We start from the raw sequence: 18,558 nt of genomic DNA, 5'->3' as shown, positions 1-18,558 counted from the left end.
GGTGCGGAGGGGCGTGGGGTGGGCTCCGGGAAGGGCGGTGAGGAGCAGAGCCGCACGCCGCTCCGGTTCGCCCGCCGCGCCGCGTCGGAGTGCCCACCGCGCCGCTCAAGACAGCCGGACGCCCGTCAGGGCGAGGCCCGCGGCGGCCGCCGCGACGGCGAGCGCAGCCGTGCCGACGCCGTACCCCAGGCCGGCCCGGCGAGCGTCGCGACCGGCACGACGCCCAACGGGGGAAGTGCGGCGCCGATCGCGGCGCGGGCAGCCGTGCCGACGGCTCCGCCCGCCGCGACGAGGAGGATCGCGGAGGGGCGCAGGTGGAGGGGTCGCGTCACTCCGCGAGGTCCCAGGGCGCCGGGCGCGACGGGTCGCGGTCGGCGCGCGGGACGACGAGCACGGGGCGGTGCTGACGGTGCGCGAGGTGGGCGGCGACGCTCCCGCTGAGGAACTCGGCGATGCTCGCGAGCACGCCCGCGTCGCGGGTGCCGACCACGATCATCCGCGCGTCGACCTCCTCGGCGACCTCGGCGAGCGCCAGGGCGGGCTCGCCCCGCGCCGCGCGCAGCGACCACTGCACGGTGCTGCCGTCCAGCTCGTGCTCGACCGTCTCGCGGAGCCCGGGCGGGAGGGACGGGCCCTCGCCGCGGTCGGCCGCGGCGCCGACGAAGCCGAGCGGGATGCCGCCGGTCATCGGATCGACGTACTCGCCGACGAGGTACGGATCGGCCGAGACCGACACGAGCAGCAGGGCGGCTCCGGCGTCGGCGGCGACGCGGGCGGCGGTGCGCAGGACCTCGGGTCGCTGGCCGTCGACGATGCCGACGAGGACGGGCCCGGTGGGGGTGGGTGCGGTCATGAGGAGCTCCTTCCCGGTTGCGCCCCATCCTGGCACCGCGCGGGCGCGAGCGGTCGGAGCATCCGTGCCGGATCCGTCGTGATCGTTCCGTTATGCGCGGGCCTCGGGCTATAGTGGCTCGTCGCCGGATCCCCACCGGCCCCCGACCCCCGTCACCACCGTCATCCGAGGAGAACGCACGCGTGTCGAAGCCAGGCATTCCCATCCCTGAGGAGAGTGCCGGCACCCCGACCACTGCACCCCTGACCCGGCGCGAGGCCCGCGAGGCCGAGCGCCGTGCGGCCCGGGCCGAGACGGAGACGGGCGCGGCGACCGCCGGCACCGCGGTCGAGGGCAGCGGATCGGACGACTCCGCCGCTTCCGCAGGCGCTGGCGACTCCGCGCCCACCGCCGTCGACGCCGCAACGGCCGTGGCGACCGCTCCGACCGTCTCGGTCGAGGTCCCCGCCGTCGCCTCCCCCGCCTCCCGGTCGATCCCGGCCTCACCGCGCCGCGCGTCCGCCTTCCGCCCCGTCGCTCCCCGCGCCGCCGAGCCCGCCCGGGCCCGCGGCCTCAGCCGCCGCGCCCTGGCCTTCGGCACCTTCTCGGTGGTCGGCGGCCTCTTCGCCACGGCCGCGATCCCCGCGTACGGCGCCCGCAGCTCCTCCGCCACCGCGACCGGCCGCGCCGCCGCGAACCGGGTCGGCCTCCAGAACCTCACCGTCTCCTCCGACGCCGCCGGCCAGACCGCCGTCCGCGACGCCTTCGCCGCACCGACCCAGGCGCAGCTCGACGAGGCCAGCCGCCAGGCGGCCGTGCTCTCCGGATCCAACGGCGGAGAGTTCTCGACCGTGCAGACCCGCGCGGTCGGCGACGACTACCCGTGGCCCTACGAGACCATCGACGACGACGGCGGCGGACTCTCGCCCCTCGGCTACTACTACCGCGAGTGCGTCGACTTCGTGGCCTGGCGCCTCAACCGCGACGCCGGCCGCACCTCCGCGCCGTGGAAGTACACGTGGGGGAACATCACCCCGCTCGGCGGCAGCGCCTACGAGTGGCCGGACAACTGGGCCGCGAAGGGCTGGGCGACCAGCAGCGTCCCGATCGTCGGCTGCGTCGCGTGGTGGACCTACAACCACGTCTCGTACGTGCAGAAGGTCAACGACGACGGCACCGTGCTCCTCGAGGAGTACAACTACGGCGGCAAGCACAGCTACGTCACCCGCACCTTCCCCACCGCGCAGGTCCCGCTCTTCCTGTACCCGCCGGTCCTGTAGGCGGCCTGTTCCCGTCGCGCCTCGGCGGGCGGAGCGTCGCAGTCCCGCTCCCGGCGCGCGTCAGCCGAGCGCGGCGAGGAGGATCGCGAAGGCGGGCGTCGTCGGATCGACGAGCGCCATGTGGTCGGCGTCGGCGAGCTCGTGCAGCTGCACGGCGGGGTGCCGGTCGGCGTATCGGCGGCTGTAGGCGTCGGGGACGTCCTCGTCGAGTACGCCGTGGATCAGCGTGGTCGGCTGCGGCGGCGCCGGCAGCTACGCGGGGTCGGCGCCCGGGAGCAGCGCGAGGTCGCCGCCGAGGAGCTCCCCCACGGCGTCGTCGCTGAGGCGGTCGGCGGAGGCGGCGGCCAGGTCGAGCAAGCCCGCCAGTGCCACCACAGCGGCGACGTGCGGCGACGGACGGGCGGCCTGCGACCAGACGGCGAGGTGGCCGCCGGCGGAGTGGCCGACGAGGGCGACCGGTCCGGCGCCGGGCAGCAGTGCCGGGAGCGCCGCGAGCACGGCCAGGACGTCGTCGCCGGTGCCCGGCCAGCCGCCTCCCGGGTCGCCCGTGCGCCGGTACTCGGGGAGGAGCACGTCGTGCCCGCGGTCGGCCAGTGCCGCCGCGAGCGGCCGGGCGTGCCGCCGGTCCCACCGCGCCCGCCAGAACCCGCCGTGCACGAGCACGACCGGCCGGCGCGCCCCGCCGGGCGCCCCGCGGAAGACGTCCGCGATCTGCTCCGGAGCCTCCCCGTACCGGCGCACCTCGTCCGGCTCGCGCCCCTCCGACTGCTGCATCCCCCCAGTACCTCCCCGCGAGACGCCACGTCGGTGCGCCCGGCACGGCGTGTCGCGTACCGGAGCGGCATCTCGCGGAGAGGGAGGGGAGGGCGCGGGAGCTCGCGTCAGGACTCGAACCAGCCCCGGGGGTGGTGGTCGGCCGTGAGGGGCGTGCGCGGCCGGGTCGGGCGGGCCCAGCGGACGGCGTTCGCCAGCACGCGCCGGATGTCCGGGTGGTGGTAGACAGGGTAGTCCTGGTCGCCGGGCGAGAAGTAGAAGACCTTCCCGAGGCCGCGGGTGTAGGTCACGCCGGAGCGGAACACCTCGCCGCCGGTGAACGTCGACAGGAACACCGTCTCCTCCGGCACCGGGATGTCGAAGTACTCGCCGTACATCTCCTGCTCGGGGATGATCAGCGGGCTGGGCACGCCCTCGGCGATCGGATGCGTGGGCGCGATCGTCCAGACCAGCTCGCGGTCGCGGTCGTTGCGCCACTTCAGCGAGCAGGTCGTGCCCATGAGCGCCTTGAAGATCGACGAGTAGTGGCCCGAGTGCAGGACCAGGATCCCCATCCCCTCCTGCACGTGCCGCTGAACCCGCTGGACGACCTCGTCCGACACCTCCTCGTGCGCGATGTGCCCCCACCACAGGAGCACGTCCGTCGTCGCGAGCGCCTCCTCGGTGAGCCCGTGCTCGGGCTCGGGGAGCGTCGCGGTGCGCACCGAGACGGCGTCGCCGAGCGACTCCGCGAGTCCGTCCGCGATGACGCGGTGGATGCCGTCCGGGTAGTGGCGCAGCACGGTCTCGTCGCCGCGGGTCTCGTGGCGGAACTCGTTCCAGACGAGGACCTCGATCGGGGCGCTCATGCGACCGCCACCTCCTGCTTCTCGGCGGCGGAGCGGTAGATCGCGTCGACCACCCGGCTGCGGTGCAGCGCGTACTCGCCGTAGTGGCCGGAGTAGCGGGGGCCGCCCGCGGGCGCGTCGGCTCCCGAGGCGATCGCCTCCAGGAACTCGGCGATGACCGAGCGGTGGTGCCCGGCGGGGACCTTCACGTCGGGGTGCGAGACGGTCGGCGCTCCGGCGACCTCGGAGTAGAGCGTCAGAGTCCCCTCCGTGGCGTAGTCGGCGATGTGGAGGCGCGCGCCCCCGGCCGAGCCGAGCAGCTCGACCTCGATGTCCTCGTCGACCCTCGAGTAGCTCGCCCAGGAGGCGTCGAGCTGGAGCGAGCGGCCGTTGTCGAGGCGCAGCAGGGCGCTCGAGAAGTCCTCCACCTCGAACGCGTGCGTGCCGGTGGCGGCGACGCCGTGCGGGCGCCCTCCGCGGCCGGAGCGGCCGATCTCGCCGTACGCGACCGCCGAGACGCTGGTCACGCGCGGCTCGTCGAGCAGGTGCAGCGCGATGTCGAGCACGTGGGAGCCGAGGTCGATCAGCGGGCCGCCGCCGGCGAGCTCCTTGCTGGTGAACCAGGAGCCGATGCCGGGGATGCCGGTGCGCCGCTGCCAGCTCGCGCGGGCGTGGTAGACGTCGCCGAGCGGCGCGTCGTCGAGGTAGTCGCGGAGGAAGGCGACGTCGGCGCGGCGGCGGTGGTTGTAGGCGATCTCGAGCACGCGGTCGTTCGCGCGGGCGGCCTCGACCATCTCGGCCGCCAGCTCAGCGGTGGTGGCGAGCGGCTTCTCGCAGAAGACGTGCTTGCCGCTCGCGAGCGCGGCCACGGCGATCGGGTGGTGCAGGTGGTTCGGGACGCCGATGGAGACGACGTCGAGGTCGTCGCGGGCGACGAGCTCCTCCCAGTCGGCGTAGAGGTCGGGGACGCCGCGGGTCGCGCCGAGTTCGTGCAGGCGCGCCTCCTCCTGGCCGGCGAGCGCGACGACGCGGGCGCCGGGCAGGGACTGGAAGGCGTCGAGGTGGGTGGTGCCGGCGAAGCCGAGGCCGACGATCCCCACGCGCAGCTCAGTGGTGTTCTCTGTCATGCGCCGAGCCTACTCGAATCGATTCGAGCACTCCATGGGCGGTGCGGCTTCCCGGAGCATCGGGCAGGCCGGCTTCAGGCCGCGAGGCGCGCCTCGAGCGCGGCGAGCGACGCGCGCAGGGCCGGCGCCTCGAGGGCGTCGCCGTCGGCGGCGGCGTGCGCGGCGGCGAACGCCTGGACCTGGCGGTGCAGCTCGACGCGGGTCCCGCCGCGGGCGACGACCGCGAGCCGCTCGGCGAGGCGCACGCCGGCGCGGACGACGAGCGGCTGCTCCATCGCGTACGAGCGCAGCGCGAGGAACACTTCGGCCAGCAGCTCACCCGCCCGAGGCCATGGGACGACCAGGCGGACGACTCCGTCGGCGTCGGAGTAGCGGCCGCGCGCCTCCGGCCGGCCGCAGAGGTCGACGAGCGCGCTGGTCAGGGCCTCGACGGCGCCGACCGCGGTGTACGGGTCGTTCGTGCCGGTCGCGAGCCCGCGGACTCCGATCTCGACCACCTGCTGGACGGCGTACCGGAGGTCCTGGTGCGGGGTGCGCGCGTCGGCGACGACGACCGCGGCGACCGCCTCCTCCTGGGCGACGGACCCCTCCAGGACCTCGAGCACCGGGTCGCCGACGAGGACGTGGTCGCCGGGCAGCGCGAGCACCCGGAGCCGCGCGTCGCCGCGGCGGGCCAGGGCGACCAGCCGCTCGACCTCGAGCTGCTCGACGTAGCCGCCCCGCACCGCCCGCAGGACGACCGGCTCGCGCCCCGCCGGCGGCTGGGCCTCCTCCGCGTCCGTCGGCTCCTCCCCGCTCTCCGGGTGCAGCCGCTCGATGACGTCGACGAGCTCGCCGAGCACCCGCTGCTGCAGCGTCGTCACCTGCACCGACAGCGCGATGTGGTGGATGAAGTAGACGAGCACCGCGACGTCGCCCACCGCGAGCAGCACCGAGAACGAGACGGCCACCACCGGCACGAACGTCAGCGACGCGTCCTCCTCCGTGTGCACCGCGCGCAGCACGATCAGCGAGTACAGGAACGTGGAGGTGAGTACCGCCAGGACGACCTGGTTGCCGCGGTCGGCCATGAAGTTGCGGACCAGCCGGGGCCCGTAGGCGGAGGACGTGGTCGCCAGCACCGAGATCGTGATCGAGAACGAGGTCGCGGCGACGCCCAGCATCGTCCCGCCGATCGCCGAGAGGATCGCCCGGCCGCCGGTCGGCGACAGGTCCTCGATCAGGGGGATGTCGCTGACGCCGGCGCGGACCAGCAGGTGGTCGACCTCGACCAGCCCCAGCGCCAGCCCGACGGCGAGGACGCCGAACAGGGCGGGGAGGAACCAGAAGGATTCGCGGAGGTGGAGGAGCCGGGAGCGCATCCTCGAAGGCTAGAGCGGCGCCTCCTCGCGGGCTGCGCCGCCGCGGAGGCTTGCGCGCCGGGCCGGGACGTGCCGCGGTGCCTGCCGCCAAGGCGACGTCGCGTCAGGGCCGTCCGCACTGCGGGGGCGTCGTCGCGACGGACGCCGGACGCACCGGAGGCGCCGACCCCCGGGGATCGGCGCCTCCGCAGGGCGTCAGGTGACGTTGATGAGCGTGCGCTGCCAGCCGGAGGAGCCGTCGGGCGCGACCGGTGCGCGGTCCTCGATCTGGACCATGCCGTTCTTGTCGACCGCGCGGACCGCGACGTAGTGCGAGCCGGGCTGGGCGTCCCAGTCGACGAACCACTGCACCCAGGTGTCGAGGTTGACCGGGGTCGAGAGCATCGCCTCCTGCCAGTCGCCGTTGTCGATGCTCACCTCGACCTTCTCGATGCCGATGCTCTGCGCCCAGGCGACGCCCGCGATCTTGAGAGCGCCCGAGGTGACGGGGACGCCGATCCGCGGGGTGTCGATCCGCGAGGACATCTTGATGGGGGCCTCGGCGGAGTAGCCGCGCGGGGTCCAGTAGGCCTGGTCGGCCTCGAAGGTGGTGACCTTGAGCTCGGTGAGCCACTTGGTGGCCGAGACGTAGCCGTAGAGGCCGGGCACGATCATCCGCACCGGGAAGCCGTGCTCGAACGGGAGGGGCTCGCCGTTCATGCCGACGGCGAGGATCGCGTCGAGGTTCTCGTCCGTGACCGCGGTGATCGGGGTGGACGCCGTGTAGCCGTCGCTGCTGGTGGAGAGGAGCATGTCGGCTCCGCTCTGCACGCCGGCCATCTTCAGCACGTCGCGCAGGGGGACGCCGAGCCACTTGGCGTTGCCGACGAGGTTGCCGCCGACCTGGTTCGAGACGCAGGTGAGGGTGATGCCGTACTCGTCGAGGCCCATGTCGAAGATCTGCTGGAGGTTCAGCGTCACCTCGCGGTCGACCATGCCGGTGATCTTCAGCGACCAGGCCGACGGGTCCAGGTTGGGCACGGTGAGGGCGGTGTCGACGCGGTAGAAGTCGGCGTTCGGCGTGTAGAGCGGCGTGATGCCCTCGATGTCGAGCTCGGCGCCCGCGGGGACCGAGACGGTGCTGCGCGGGGACGGCAGGCGCAGGGCGTCGCGGACGCCGGCGAGGGAGGAGGTCGCCGCGTTGACCAGGCGGGCGCCGGTGCCGACGACGGCCGCGCCGACGGCGGAGATCAGCGCGATGCGGAAGAAGCCGCGGCGCTCGAGGGCGCCCGGACGGGCCTCGGAGGATGTTCCCCTGGCCTCCGAGACCCGGGCCGCACGCCAGCCGCGCAGGCGCGTGAAGAGGAGGTGCATGACGACGACGGCGACGACGAGTCCGACCAGCGTGGGCACCGCAGCGAGCGGCGACGCTCCCGTGCGGGTCACGATGGCGGCGATCGAGAGGCCGCCGGCGATCACGAGCAGCACCTGGCCGAGCGGCGGGCGGACCAGCTGGAGCACTCCGGCGATCGCGGCGGCGACGACGACCGCGGCGCCCACGCTGCCGAGCAGGAAGGTCTTGTCGTTCTCGCCGAACGTCTCGATCGCGAACTCCTTGAGCGGGCGCGGGACGATGTCGACGATGAAGGCGCCGAGCGCGAGCACGGGGCTCGCGGTGCGGGCGACCGCGAGGGCGATGAGCTCGGCGACGGCGAGGAGGACTCCGCCCGTGACGATGCCCGCGAGGGCGGCGAGCAGGAAGTAGAGAGCTCGATGCTCGCGCACGGGTGCCGCTGTCTGGTTCATGGAGGAGAGTTTTCTCCCGCGACCTGCCGTTTCCCAGGGTGTCCCTGGTTTGGTCGTGTAGGCGCCTTTTTCATAACGAACAGGTAACGCACAGCGGCATGACCGCGGCCGGGTCGGTCGAGGGGCCGACCCGCGAGGTCGGCCCGGCGTCGGCCCGGATCCGTCTCGAGATCGCCGACGGCGAGGATCGTCGACGGTGAGGATCGTCGACGCCGGTCCCGTGCGGCGGGCTCGGCGCAGGCGCGCTCGGACCCGCGCGACGGACTCGCGTCCCGCTGCCCCTCCGCGGTCCGGAGTGACGGTGCCGCGGACCGCTCGGGTCGGCTGCTCGCCGCCGCGCCTCTTCTTCCAGCGGCCCCCCTCGAGGGCCGGTCCGTCAGAGCGCCCCGAGGACCGGGCCGCCGAGGATCGCCTCCGTCTCGTGCCAGAGCCGCGCGCCCAGCGCCGCGTCGGTCGAGCTGGGCACGGGAGTCGCGAGCACCGGCTCCCCCGCGGCTCCGTGGCGGGGGCCGATGTAGGCGTTCCACGGCAGTGTCGGTGCGGCGACGGCGGCGACGGCGGGTCGCGCCGCGGAGTCCTTCCCCTGCACCAGGCGCGAGACCAGCGGCGCGAGGGCGGGTGCGAGGAGCCGCACGGGCAGCGGCCGCTCGTGGAGCGGCGGCCGCTCGGGGGTGAGGGCGTCGATGGCGCCGCCGGGGTGGGCGACGACGGAGCGGATCCGAGACCTCGCCTCGAGGAGGCGCCGGTCGAGCTCGAACCCCAGGATCTCCGCGGCGTGCTTGGACATCGCGTAGGCGACGCGGGGGCGGTAGGACTTCTGCGAGAGCCAGTCGTCGGGGTCGAAGGGGATCCCCCGGGTGAGCATGCTGCCGGTGCTGACGATCCGCGCGGCCGGCGCCTCCTCGAGCGCCGGCAGTGCGGAGCGCAGGAGCTCGAGGTGCGCGAGGACGTTCACGCCGACCGTCGACTCGACGCCGAAAGCGCCCGTCGCAGCGGTCCTCGGCGCGGCGATGATCCCCGCGTTGAGGACGATGCCGTCGAGGGTGCCGAGGCGCCGGAGGGCGTCCCCCGCCGACAGGATCGACTCCCGGTCGGAGAGGTCCAGCGGCAGGTGGCGGTGCAGGCCCGGCTCGGGGAGCAGCCCGATGGCCGAGTGCGCCCGGGCCGCCGAGCGGGCGGCGACGACGACCCGTGCGCCGAGGCGGGCGAGTCCCTCCGCGACGAAGAAGCCGATGCCGCCGGCGGCCCCGGTGACGACGACGGTGCGCCCATCGAGTCGTGCGATCTCCACGGCGGTCTCCCTTCGGCACCCGAGAAGGGGCGCGGTTGTCTCGGAAGGGCTCAGATTCCCTTCAATCCTTGAAGCTTCAAGGTACATGCTTCAGGACTTGAAGCGATATTCTGCTCGCATGGCGACGCGACGGGACGAGCGGCTGGCGGACGCACTGGCCGCGGTCTACGACGTGGTGGCGCGCACCGACGAGGCGCTCGCTCCGGCGCTGCGCGAGTACGGCATCACCGCCACGACCGCCCACCTCCTCTGGAGCATCGACCCCGACGAGCCCGCTCCGTCCATGAGCGAGGCGGCCGCCCGAGCGCACTGCACCCCTCAGAACGTCACCTTCCTCTGCCGGCAGCTCGAGGCGCGGGGACTGGTCGAGCGCCGGGTGTCACCGACGGACCAGCGGCAGCGCATCATCGGGATCACGCCGCTCGGCCGCGTCGCCCGCGAGCGGATCAGCGCGCTCGTCTCCGCCGACTCCCCCCTGGCGCGGAGGACCGATGCGGTGCTCGATGCCGTCGTCGAGCTGCTCGGCCCGCCGCCGGGCCTCACCGCGCGCGACGCCCCCGCCGGAGGACCGCCGCGTTCGCGGTGACGATGAGGGCGATCCCGATCCATCCGGCCGCGCCGACGTCCTGCCCGAGCACGACCGCGCCGATGAGGGCGGCCAGGACGGGGTTGGCGCTCATGAGCGTCCCGAACACGCTCGCCGGGAGCCTCCGGAGCGCGATCACGTCGGCCACGAACGGGACGGCCGTCGCCAGGACGCCGGCGCCGACCGCCAGGAGCACGGTGCCCGCGTCGGGGCGCGTCGAGACGAGCGTCCAGACGGCGACGGGCAGGAAGACGGCGGCGGAGATCCCGGTCGCCGTGGCGGTCCCCTGCGCTCCGGGCAGACGAAGTCCGATGATCCGGTTGAGCAGGATGTACGCGGCCCAGCAGCACGCGGCCGCGAGACCGAGCGCGATCCCCACCTGGTCGGACGATGGCCTCGGCCCGGCGATCGCGACGACGCCTGCTCCGGCGACGAGGGCGCAGAGCGCGCTGGTCCTGCTCCGGGAGCCGAGGAGCGCGACCGCCAGCGGCCCGCAGAACTCCAGGGTCACCGCCAGCCCCAGCCCGATGCGGTCGATGGCCGCGTAGAGCGTGAGGTTCATCGCTCCGAACACCACGGCGAGGAGCAGGACGGGCCACCACTGCGCGCGGGTGAGGTCGCGGATCCGCGGCCGGACGACCGGGAGGAGGATCAGCGCGGCGACGATCTGCCGGACGGCGACCACTCCGACGGATCCCAGGACCGGGAAGGCCAGAGTCCCGGAGGCCGCCCCGAGCTGATTCGAGAGGGCGCTCGCGAGGGCGGTCGCGACGCCGACGGTCCGGCCGTCGCCGGGGAGCTGCTTCGTCATTCCGGAAGTCTGCGAGCCGTCCGGCCCCGGCTCACAATGCGTCATCGGCCCGATCGATGCGGGAACCGCATGAATAGGATGCGGTCATGGAACTGGAACTGCGCCACCTCCGGTCGTTCGTCGGCGTCGTGGACGCCGGGACCTTCACCGACGCGGGGATCGACCTCGGCATCTCCCAGACGGCGGTCTCCCGCAACGTCGCGGCGCTCGAGTCCGTCCTCGGACGAAGGCTCCTCCACCGGACGACCCGGAGCGTCGAGCTCGCGCCGGCGGGCGAGCGGGTGCTGCGGCACGCCCGCCGCGTCCTGGCCGTCGTCGACGACCTTCGCGAGGAGGCGGCGGCCGGGACGGACACGATCCGGATCGGCTACGCCTGGTCGGCTCTCGGCGAGCACACCCAGGAGTTCCAGCGCCGCTGGGCCGCGGCGCTCCCCCGCCACGAGCTGCGGCTGATCCGCTCCAACACCCCCACCGCGGGGCTCGCCGAGGGCCTCAGCGATCTGGCGATCCTCCGGCGCGGATCCCCGGCTGCGGACGTCGAGTCGGCTCTGATCGGCACCGAGAAGCGCTACTGCGCGCTGTCCGCCGACGACCCGCTCGCCGCGAAGCGCACGGTCACCCTCGCCCAGGTGGCGACCGCTCCGCTGGCGCTCGACGACCGGACCGGAAGCACCCGGCTCGACCTCTGGCCCGAGCACGACCGGCCGCGGATCACCGTCCCGACGACCGACGTCGACGACTGGCTCACGGTGATCAGCAGCGGCTCCGCCCGCGGAGTGACCGCGGAATCGACGGTGAGCCAGTACCGACGGCAGGGCCTCGCCTACCGGGTCGTCCGCGACGCCCCGCCGGTCCCCGTGCACGCTGCGTGGATCCGGAGCGACCCGCCGCCCGTCCTGGGCGACGTCATCGGGCTGCTCCAGGGCCTCTACCGCACCTCCGACTGACGACGACGGCCGCCGGGGGCGATCCCCGGCAGCCGTCGTCGTCACGTCACTTGCAGGTGAGAGCGGAGTACGCGGCCTGCTTCGTGGTGGTCACCGATGCTCCGTCCACGGTCGCCGTCGCGGTCACCGTCGCCGAGCCCGCGGCCACCGAGGCGGCGCGGGTGGTGAAGGCGTGCGAGGCGCTCGACCCGGGAGCGATCCCGGTGAACGCCTTCGAGCCCCAGGCGGAGCCGAGGATGATCCCCGCCGGGACCTTCGCATCGTTCCGAGCGGTGACCGTCACCACGACCTTTCCCGCCACGCAGCGGCTGGTGGCCGCCACGGTCGTCGGTACCGTCGCCGCGGAGGCGCGGACGATGGAGAGGCGGTAGGTCGCTGTCGTCGTGTGGTCCTGCGCCGACGACTCGACGACCACGCTCGTCGTCCCCGAGGCCGCGAGCGGCACGGTGCGGCGGACGGTGTCGTCGATCAGCACGCCGTCGACCTTCACCAGGCCGCTGGGCACGGCCGGGTCCAGGTCGAGCGAGACGCTCGTCGTGCCGGCCGGCACCGTGAGCGTGTGGTCCCTGACCCCGGCGGCGAGAGCCGGCGAGAGCGTCCCGACGTCGGAGGAGAGCTTCGTCAGCTCCGGGTCCGCAGCGTAGGTGGTCGACTCGGTCGTGTAGACCCCGAAGACACCGCCGACGTAGCTGGATCCGGTGCCCTGGAAGCGCACCGTGACGACGGGGATCTTCTGCCCCTTCGCGTCGAGCACGTACTTCCCGCTCTGGTCGCGCTTGTAGCTGTCCTTCGCGGCGAGACCGCTGAGGATCGACGCCGGGATCCGGTCGTACTGGACGTACCAGCTCGTCGCTCCGGCCGCTCCCGAGACCACCTCGGTCTTGAGCTTCACGTCGTTGAGGTAGACGTCGAAGGTGCGTCCCGCGTCGCCGCCGTAGTAGCGGACCCCGAGGTAGTTCGCCGGCAGAGCCGGGTCGACGATCATGTCGTACTGGAAGTACGCCTCCGCCGAGCGCTCGCCGTCGCGGTACCCCTCGCCGCGCCAGGTCCCCACCGAGGACCGCGCGGTCTTGTAGTTCTTGTCGGCCTCGCTGTTGTTGTTGTCGAAGGAGGTGAGGGAGTCGATCGTCGTCTCGTCGACGCGCAGCTGCTCCTTCTGCGTCCGGATCAGCTCCTGGGCCGCGGCCGAGTCGGGCTCGATCAGGGTCATGTAGGTCGCGTAGCGGGCGTTGTAGAGGCTGTAGTACGGAGTGAACACCCGGGCGGCGGACGCGGCGTCGACGTTCTTCATGCCGAAGCGCATCGTCGTGCGGCCGTTGCCGTCCGCGCCGTCGGGCAGGCGGACCAGGTTGCCGCGGACCGCGGACTTCCAGGCCGCGGAGTCCGCGACGACGACGTTCGAGTTCACGGACTTGTCGGCCGTGCCCATGCGCACCAGGACGCCGGCGACGTAGGACGCCTCGACGTTCGAGCGGTTGAGCTCGGTCGCCAGCAGCACCGGTCCGTAGCGGAACGCGGTCCAGTCGGGGTTCTCCGTGTCCGCGACCGCGCTGACCGCGGCGGGCAGCTTCCAGGTCAGCACGTCACCGGCGGCGACGGCGACCGAGACGTATCCGGCCTGGGCCGTGACGGCACGGACGGCACCGTTCACGGTGAGCGTCGGCGCTCCGTCGATCCAGGACGGCACGCGCAGCTTGAGGGTCGTGTCCGCGGCCACGGCTCCTCCGGCCAGCGCTTCGACCCTCAGGGTCGCCGTGTCCGTGCTCGGGATGTCCGCCGTCTGGGTCAGCCGGAGGTTGTTCGCGGAGGAGCGGAGGACCGAGGAGCGGAACTGGTTCACGAAGACGGTCTTCGGCTTCTCGAAGTAGATCGAGTCGCCGAGCTTGGTGAAGCTCTCGATACCCGAGCCGTGGTCGCACCAGAACTCGTCGAGCTCGTGCCCGAAGACCTTGGCGTAGCCCGCGGTCTGCGGCTGGAAGTAGGTCACCATGCCGGTGTCCGGGTTCTGCACCGAGAGGACGCCGTTGATGAACGTCTCCTCGTAGAAGTCGGCGTACTTCACGTCCTCGGTCACCTGGAACAGCGCCCGGGTGAGCTTGAGCATGTTGTAGATGTTGCAGCCCTCGGAGGTCGAGTTCTCGCCGTAGCCGGTGGTCTGGCCGTTCGTGGCGTACTCGTACAGGGTGCCGGGTGCGTGGAAGTGCTCGGACTGGCTGTTGCCGCCGTTGGCGTAGGTGTGGGTCTCGTCGACCATGCGCCAGAAGTTCTCGGCGGCACGGCGGTACATGTCGAGATCCGACTTCTCCGCGGCGGTGAGCGTGGCGTAGAGCGCCGGGTCGTCGGTGAAGACGCGGTAGCGCTTCAGCGCGCCGATCAGCTTCGGGACGGTCGTGTTCGCGTGCAGCCCGTTGAGGACGTCCTCGTTGTTCGCGAGCTTCTGGAACAGCGCGGTCTCGTCGAAGTACTCGGCCGCGCGCTTGTGCGCCGGGTCGTGCGTGGTCTCGTACAGGCGGTAGAGCGCCTCGTTCATTCCGCCGTACTCCGTGTTCAGGAGCTGCCCGGGGTTGGCCTGGCGGCCCGCCCAGGCGGTGATCCAGCTGCCGAAGCCGCCGGCGACGACGAGCGCCTTCTGCGAGACGGCGTCGGGCGCCTGGTCGTGGGCGTCGAGGAGGCCTGCGAGCACCTTGTGCAGGTTGTAGAAGGGGACGAGCAGGCCGTCGCCGCCCGAGGGGAGGTAGCGGGTCGGGAACGGCGAGACGTAGCCGGCGTTCGCGGGGTCCTTCAGCGCGTAGGCGTCCTGGACCTTCTTCAAACCGTCGACGGAAGCGGTGAGCTTCGCGAGCAGAGCCGCCTTGGTGGCCGCGTCCTCCTCGGTCGCGTAGGCCTGCGAGAGCGCCGAGAGGTAGTGGCCGAAGAAGTGGCCCTGGAACCGGGTGCCGTTCTCGCGCTCCCAACCCCCGTATCCGCCGCTGGTGGTCGGCGTGAGCCCGGCCTCGCGGTAGAAGGAGTAGAGGAACATCTCGGGGTCGAGGCTCAGCAGGTACTCGACGGTCTGCTGCTCCCCGTTCTCGAGGTAGGGGTCCTGCACGGAGACGTCGGACAGGCCGGCCTCCAGAAGGTAGTTCGACGTCTTCACTCCCCGGGGCTGCACCTGGAGAGTGTAGGTCTTCGTGACCGCGGTGCTGCCCCCGTAGGTGGCGGAGCCGGTGAGGACGACCTGCGTCGCGGAGCCGGTGGGCGGCGTGACCGCGGCCGTGCCTCCGCTGATCGCGACGGTCGCCGGGTCGGAGGAGGTCCAGCTGAGGGCGGACCCCTTCGCGCCGACGGTGGGCAGGGTGAAGCCGGTGCTGGTGCTCGCGGGCGGGGCGACCAGCTCGAGGTCGGCCCGGGCGACGCTCGCGGGGTCGAAGGAGGGGTTCCCGGCCTTCGTCAGGGCGACGACGTCGGTGGTGGTGGCGACGCCGTTGTAGAGCGCGTAGTCGTCGAGCAGGCCGCGCAGGTGCGCGCCGTTGTACTGGGGGCCGTTGAAGCCGAGGGTCTTCGTCGACGTGCTCTCGGAGCCGAGGACGCCGGACGCGGAGGAGGACGGCGCGGTCTTGACGACGGCGGTCTGCTTCACCCCGTTGCGGTAGAAGGCGACGGCCTTGGTGCTCTTGTCGTACGTGGCGACCACGTGCGTCCACTCCCCCGCGGGGAAGAAGCCGGAGCGCGCGGTCTCGACGGCGACCTTGTACGGCTGACCGCCGGACGGGCCGATCGAGAGGGCGAGCGGGGTGCCGTCGCCCTCGGAGGTGAGGTACCAGCCGTCGGAGTTGTAGGCGGTCTTGTTCCAGGTGAAGACCTGCTCACCGGTCATCGCGCTGGTCGGCTTGTACCAGAAGGAGACGGTGAGGTCGGCGGGCTGCAGCGCCGCCGCAGTGCCGAGCGAGATCGCGTTCGATCCGGTGAACTCGAACGCCCGGCCGTTCAGGCCGGTGCCGTAGGAGGCCGTGCCCTTCTGCATCCCGAGGGCGGTACCGCGACCGCTGGTGTCGGCGAGCGACCCGTCGAACGGGAGCTCGAGCACCTTCGCGGCGTCGAGCGAGGTGGTGGGGGCGGCCTGGGCCGTGGGGCCGACCGACAGGAGACCCGCCGTCAGCGCCATCACCGCCACGGTGGCCAGGGGGAGTCGTCGTCTCATTCGTGAGGCCTCTCGTCGTTGAGAAATCCGGCCCAGGGGGGCGGGCCGCCTCGAATGTTACCGTTAACAATAGTTTTCGGTGAGGTTTCGGTGAGAGGACTGACAGGGTCCTCGAGCGCTCAGCGGCGCCGGTCCAGAGCCGCCCGGAGGTACGGAGCGGTGCGGCTGCCCGCGGCCTCGGCGACCTCCTCCGGAGTGCCCGTCGCGACCACCGAGCCGCCGGCCCGGCCCGCCCCCGGGCCGAGGTCCACGACCCAGTCCGCGTCGGCGACGACGCGCATGTCGTGCTCGACGACGATCACCGTGTTGCCCGCGTCGACCAGGTGCTGCAGGTGCTCGAGCAGGCGGTCGGCGTCGGCGGGGTGCAGGCCCGACGTCGGCTCGTCGAGCAGGTAGAGCGTGTCCCCGCGCTGGGCGCGACGCAGCTCCGAGGCGAGCTTCACCCGCTGCGCCTCTCCCCCGGACAGCTCGGGCGCCGGCTGGCCGAGCGAGACGTAGCCGAGCCCCACGTCCACCAGAGCGTCGAGGTGGCGGGCGACCTCGCGGTCCTCGGCGAACGCCTCGCGCGCGTCGGCGACGCTCAGCGCGAGGACGTCGGCGATCGTCCGGCCGCCGAGGGTGACCTCGAGGGTCTCGTCGTTGTACCGGGTGCCGCCGCACGCCGTGCAGGGCGCCTCGACGGTCGGGAGGAACAGCAGCTCCACCTCCACGGAGCCCTCGCCCTTGCAGACGGGGCAGCGCCCGCTGGGCAGGTTGAAGGAGAAGCGGCTCGCCGAGAAGCGGCGGCGCTTCGCCTCCGGGGTGGCCGCGAAGAGCGTCCGCACCCGGTCGAACAGACCCGTGTAGGTCGCGACGTTCGAGCGCGAGGTCCGGCCGATCGGGGTCTGGGTCACCTGCACCACCCGGCGCAGGCGGTCCGCGGGCCCGGAGGCGGTGCCGCGGGTCGCCGCCGCCGCCGCGTCGAGCAGCGGGTCCGCCTCCCCGCCCTCCTCCGCCGGCGCGTCCTCGGCGACGTCGGCGCGGAGCGAGGCGCGCAGCAGATCGGGCAGCGCCTGGTTCACGAGCGTCGACTTGCCCGATCCGGAGACACCGGTGACCGCGGTGAGCACCCCGACCGGGAACGCGACGGAGAGGTCGTCGAGGGTGTGCCGCGAGACGCCGGCGAGCTCGATCCACTGCTCCGCGGTGCGGCGGGAGCGCAGCGGCGCCGGGTCGCCCTCGGGGAAGAGGTAGCGGCGGGTGACGGAGTCGCGGGCGCCCGGCAGGCCGTCGAGCGGGCCGGAGTAGACGACGGTGCCGCCCCCCGACCCCGCGCCCGGGCCGATGTCGACGATCCAGTCGGCCTCGCGGATGACGTCGAGGGAGTGCTCGACGAAGAAGACGGTGTTGCCGGTCGCCCGCAGGGTCCGCAGGATGCCGAGCAGCGCCTCCGTGTCGGCGGGGTGCAGGCCCGTGGACGGCTCGTCGAGCACGAAGACGACGCCGAAGAGGCGCGAGAGCACCTGCGTCGCGAGGCGCATCCGCTGGAGCTCCCCCGAGGAGAGTGTCGGCGTGGAGCGGTCGAGCGAGAGGTGGCCGAGGCCCAGGTCGACGATCGGCGCGAGGCGGGCGACGAGGTCCTCGACCAGCCGCTGCGCGGCCAGGCGGGTCTGCGGAGCGCCGTCGGCCGGGGTCCAGCCGGGCTCCAGCACGCGCCGCGCGACGACGACCAGCTCCTCGAGCGGGAGCGCTGACAGCTCGGTGATGTCGAGCCCCTCGAAGGTGACGGCGAGCGCGTCGGGCTTCAGCCTCCGGCCGCCGCACACCGGGCAGGCGACGCTGACGACGAACGAGGCCGCGCGCTCGCGCATCCGGGCGCTCTTCGAGCCGGCGAAGGTGTCGAGCACGTAGCGGCGCACCCCGAGGAACGTGCTCATGTAGCGCGGCTCGTCACCGGCGGCCACGGCCGCGCGCACCTCCGCGGGAGAGCGGTCGGTCCACACGGGAACCTGCGGGGAGTCGGGAGTGTGCAGGATCCAGTCGCGGTCCTCCGCGGGCAGGTCGCGCCACGGAGCGTCGATGTCGTGTCCGAGCGAGATCAGGCTGTCGCGCAGTTGCTTGCCGTGCCAGGCGGTCGGCCAGGCGGCGAGCGCCCCGTCGCGGATCGAGAGGGAGTCGTCCGGCACCATCAGCTCGTCGGGGACGTCGTAGACCCGGCCGATGCCGTGGCAGCTGGGGCACGCGCCCTGCACGGTGTTGGCCGAGAAGTCCTCTGCGAGCAGCATCGGCGCGCCCTCGGGGTAGGCGCCGATGCGCGAGAACACCATCCGCACCACGCTCGAGAGCGTCGTCGCACTGCCGACCGTGGAGCGGGCCGAGCCTCCGGAGCGCCGCTGCGGGAGGGCGACGGCCGGCGGCAGGCCCTCGATCGAGTCGACGTCCGGCACGCCGACCTGGTCGATCAGCCGCCGCGCGTAGGGGGCGACCGACTCGAAGTAGCGGCGCTGCGCCTCCGCGTAGAGCGTGCCGAAGGCGAGCGAGCTCTTGCCCGATCCGGAGACCCCCGTGAAGGCGACGAGGGCGTCGCGCGGCACGTCGACGTCGATGCTCCGGAGGTTGTTCTCGCGGGCGCCGCGCACGCGGACGCGGTCGAGGGGGTCGGTGGTTCCAGGCGCGCTCATCCGTACAGCCTGCCGTGCCGGGATGTGGGGCGGCCGCCGCGGAGCTCCGAGGCGCTCGACGCCGAGACGGCCCGCTCCCGGCCGAGGCACCGCAGTG

14 protein-coding genes are annotated in these 18,558 nt (G+C 73.2%); 3 read left to right on the top strand and 11 right to left on the bottom strand.

Annotation, left to right across the window (positions count from 1 at the left end; translation table 11 throughout):
• Nucleotides 1-125 precede the first annotated feature (125 nt).
• Nucleotides 126-332 carry a hypothetical protein gene (locus C5D09_RS17150; protein WP_104247674.1) on the bottom strand — a complete coding sequence of 69 codons (207 nt, stop codon included), beginning with the start codon at nucleotides 330-332 and terminating at the stop codon, nucleotides 126-128.
• The gene (locus C5D09_RS10985; protein WP_104239244.1) at nucleotides 329-853 is read right to left on the bottom strand and encodes a universal stress protein; all 525 of its coding nucleotides are present in this window, start codon (nucleotides 851-853) and stop codon (nucleotides 329-331) included. The genes C5D09_RS17150 and C5D09_RS10985 overlap by 4 nt, the downstream gene beginning before the upstream one ends.
• A gap of 182 nt (nucleotides 854-1,035) precedes the next feature.
• Between C5D09_RS10985 and C5D09_RS10980 the strand changes: the two genes are divergently transcribed.
• Nucleotides 1,036-2,112, top strand: a complete 1,077-nt coding sequence (locus C5D09_RS10980) for a CHAP domain-containing protein (RefSeq protein ID WP_104269313.1) — start codon at nucleotides 1,036-1,038, stop codon at nucleotides 2,110-2,112.
• Between the two features lie 252 nt (nucleotides 2,113-2,364).
• Here the strand turns inward: C5D09_RS10980 and C5D09_RS10975 are convergent, their stop codons facing one another.
• The 6 genes from C5D09_RS10975 to C5D09_RS10950 form a co-directional block, all read right to left on the bottom strand.
• Nucleotides 2,365-2,886: an alpha/beta hydrolase gene (locus C5D09_RS10975; protein ID WP_219813068.1), complete on the bottom strand. Its 522-nt coding sequence runs from the start codon at nucleotides 2,884-2,886 to the stop codon at nucleotides 2,365-2,367.
• Nucleotides 2,887-2,993: 107 nt separating this feature from the next.
• Nucleotides 2,994-3,734 carry a ThuA domain-containing protein gene (locus tag C5D09_RS10970; protein WP_104269312.1) on the bottom strand — a complete coding sequence of 247 codons (741 nt, stop codon included), beginning with the start codon at nucleotides 3,732-3,734 and terminating at the stop codon, nucleotides 2,994-2,996.
• Nucleotides 3,731-4,840, bottom strand: a complete 1,110-nt coding sequence (locus C5D09_RS10965; RefSeq protein ID WP_104269311.1) for a Gfo/Idh/MocA family protein — start codon at nucleotides 4,838-4,840, stop codon at nucleotides 3,731-3,733. Before C5D09_RS10965 ends, C5D09_RS10970 begins: the two co-directional genes overlap by 4 nt.
• Nucleotides 4,841-4,914: 74 nt before the next feature.
• Nucleotides 4,915-6,201, bottom strand: a complete 1,287-nt coding sequence (locus C5D09_RS10960) for a DUF2254 domain-containing protein (RefSeq protein WP_104269310.1) — start codon at nucleotides 6,199-6,201, stop codon at nucleotides 4,915-4,917.
• Nucleotides 6,202-6,396: 195 nt separating this feature from the next.
• Nucleotides 6,397-7,986, bottom strand: coding sequence for a molybdopterin-dependent oxidoreductase (locus C5D09_RS10955; protein WP_104269309.1), 1,590 nt, complete (start codon nucleotides 7,984-7,986; stop codon nucleotides 6,397-6,399).
• A 376-nt stretch (nucleotides 7,987-8,362) separates the two neighbouring features.
• Nucleotides 8,363-9,277, bottom strand: a complete 915-nt coding sequence (locus C5D09_RS10950) for an SDR family NAD(P)-dependent oxidoreductase (protein ID WP_181135035.1) — start codon at nucleotides 9,275-9,277, stop codon at nucleotides 8,363-8,365.
• A gap of 118 nt (nucleotides 9,278-9,395) precedes the next feature.
• Here C5D09_RS10950 and C5D09_RS10945 point away from each other — a divergent pair, with 118 nt between their 5' ends.
• Nucleotides 9,396-9,863, top strand: coding sequence for a MarR family winged helix-turn-helix transcriptional regulator (locus tag C5D09_RS10945; protein ID WP_181073444.1), 468 nt, complete (start codon nucleotides 9,396-9,398; stop codon nucleotides 9,861-9,863).
• Here C5D09_RS10945 and C5D09_RS10940 read toward each other — a convergent pair.
• On the bottom strand, nucleotides 9,817-10,674 hold the full coding sequence (locus C5D09_RS10940) for a DMT family transporter (protein WP_104269307.1): 858 nt from the start codon (nucleotides 10,672-10,674) through the stop codon (nucleotides 9,817-9,819). The two genes, C5D09_RS10945 and C5D09_RS10940, sit on opposite strands and share 47 nt — an antisense overlap.
• Before the next feature lie 86 nt (nucleotides 10,675-10,760).
• Here C5D09_RS10940 and C5D09_RS10935 point away from each other — a divergent pair, with 86 nt between their 5' ends.
• Nucleotides 10,761-11,621: a LysR family transcriptional regulator gene (locus tag C5D09_RS10935; protein WP_104269306.1), complete on the top strand. Its 861-nt coding sequence runs from the start codon at nucleotides 10,761-10,763 to the stop codon at nucleotides 11,619-11,621.
• A gap of 46 nt (nucleotides 11,622-11,667) precedes the next feature.
• Here C5D09_RS10935 and C5D09_RS10930 read toward each other — a convergent pair whose 3' ends face one another.
• Complete coding sequence (locus C5D09_RS10930) at nucleotides 11,668-15,801, bottom strand: beta-L-arabinofuranosidase domain-containing protein (RefSeq protein WP_104269305.1); 4,134 nt, start codon at nucleotides 15,799-15,801, stop codon at nucleotides 11,668-11,670.
• Between the two features lie 119 nt (nucleotides 15,802-15,920).
• Nucleotides 15,921-18,461 carry an excinuclease ABC subunit UvrA gene (locus C5D09_RS10925; protein WP_104269304.1) on the bottom strand — a complete coding sequence of 847 codons (2,541 nt, stop codon included), beginning with the start codon at nucleotides 18,459-18,461 and terminating at the stop codon, nucleotides 15,921-15,923.
• Between the last annotated feature and the right edge of the window lie 97 nt (nucleotides 18,462-18,558).

The organism is Rathayibacter sp. AY1C9 (assembly GCF_002932315.1).
Taxonomy (GTDB): Bacteria; Actinomycetota; Actinomycetes; order Actinomycetales; family Microbacteriaceae; genus Rathayibacter.
The sequence above is the reverse complement of the archived record's forward strand: the minus strand, read 5'-3'. Positions and strand labels throughout refer to the sequence as shown.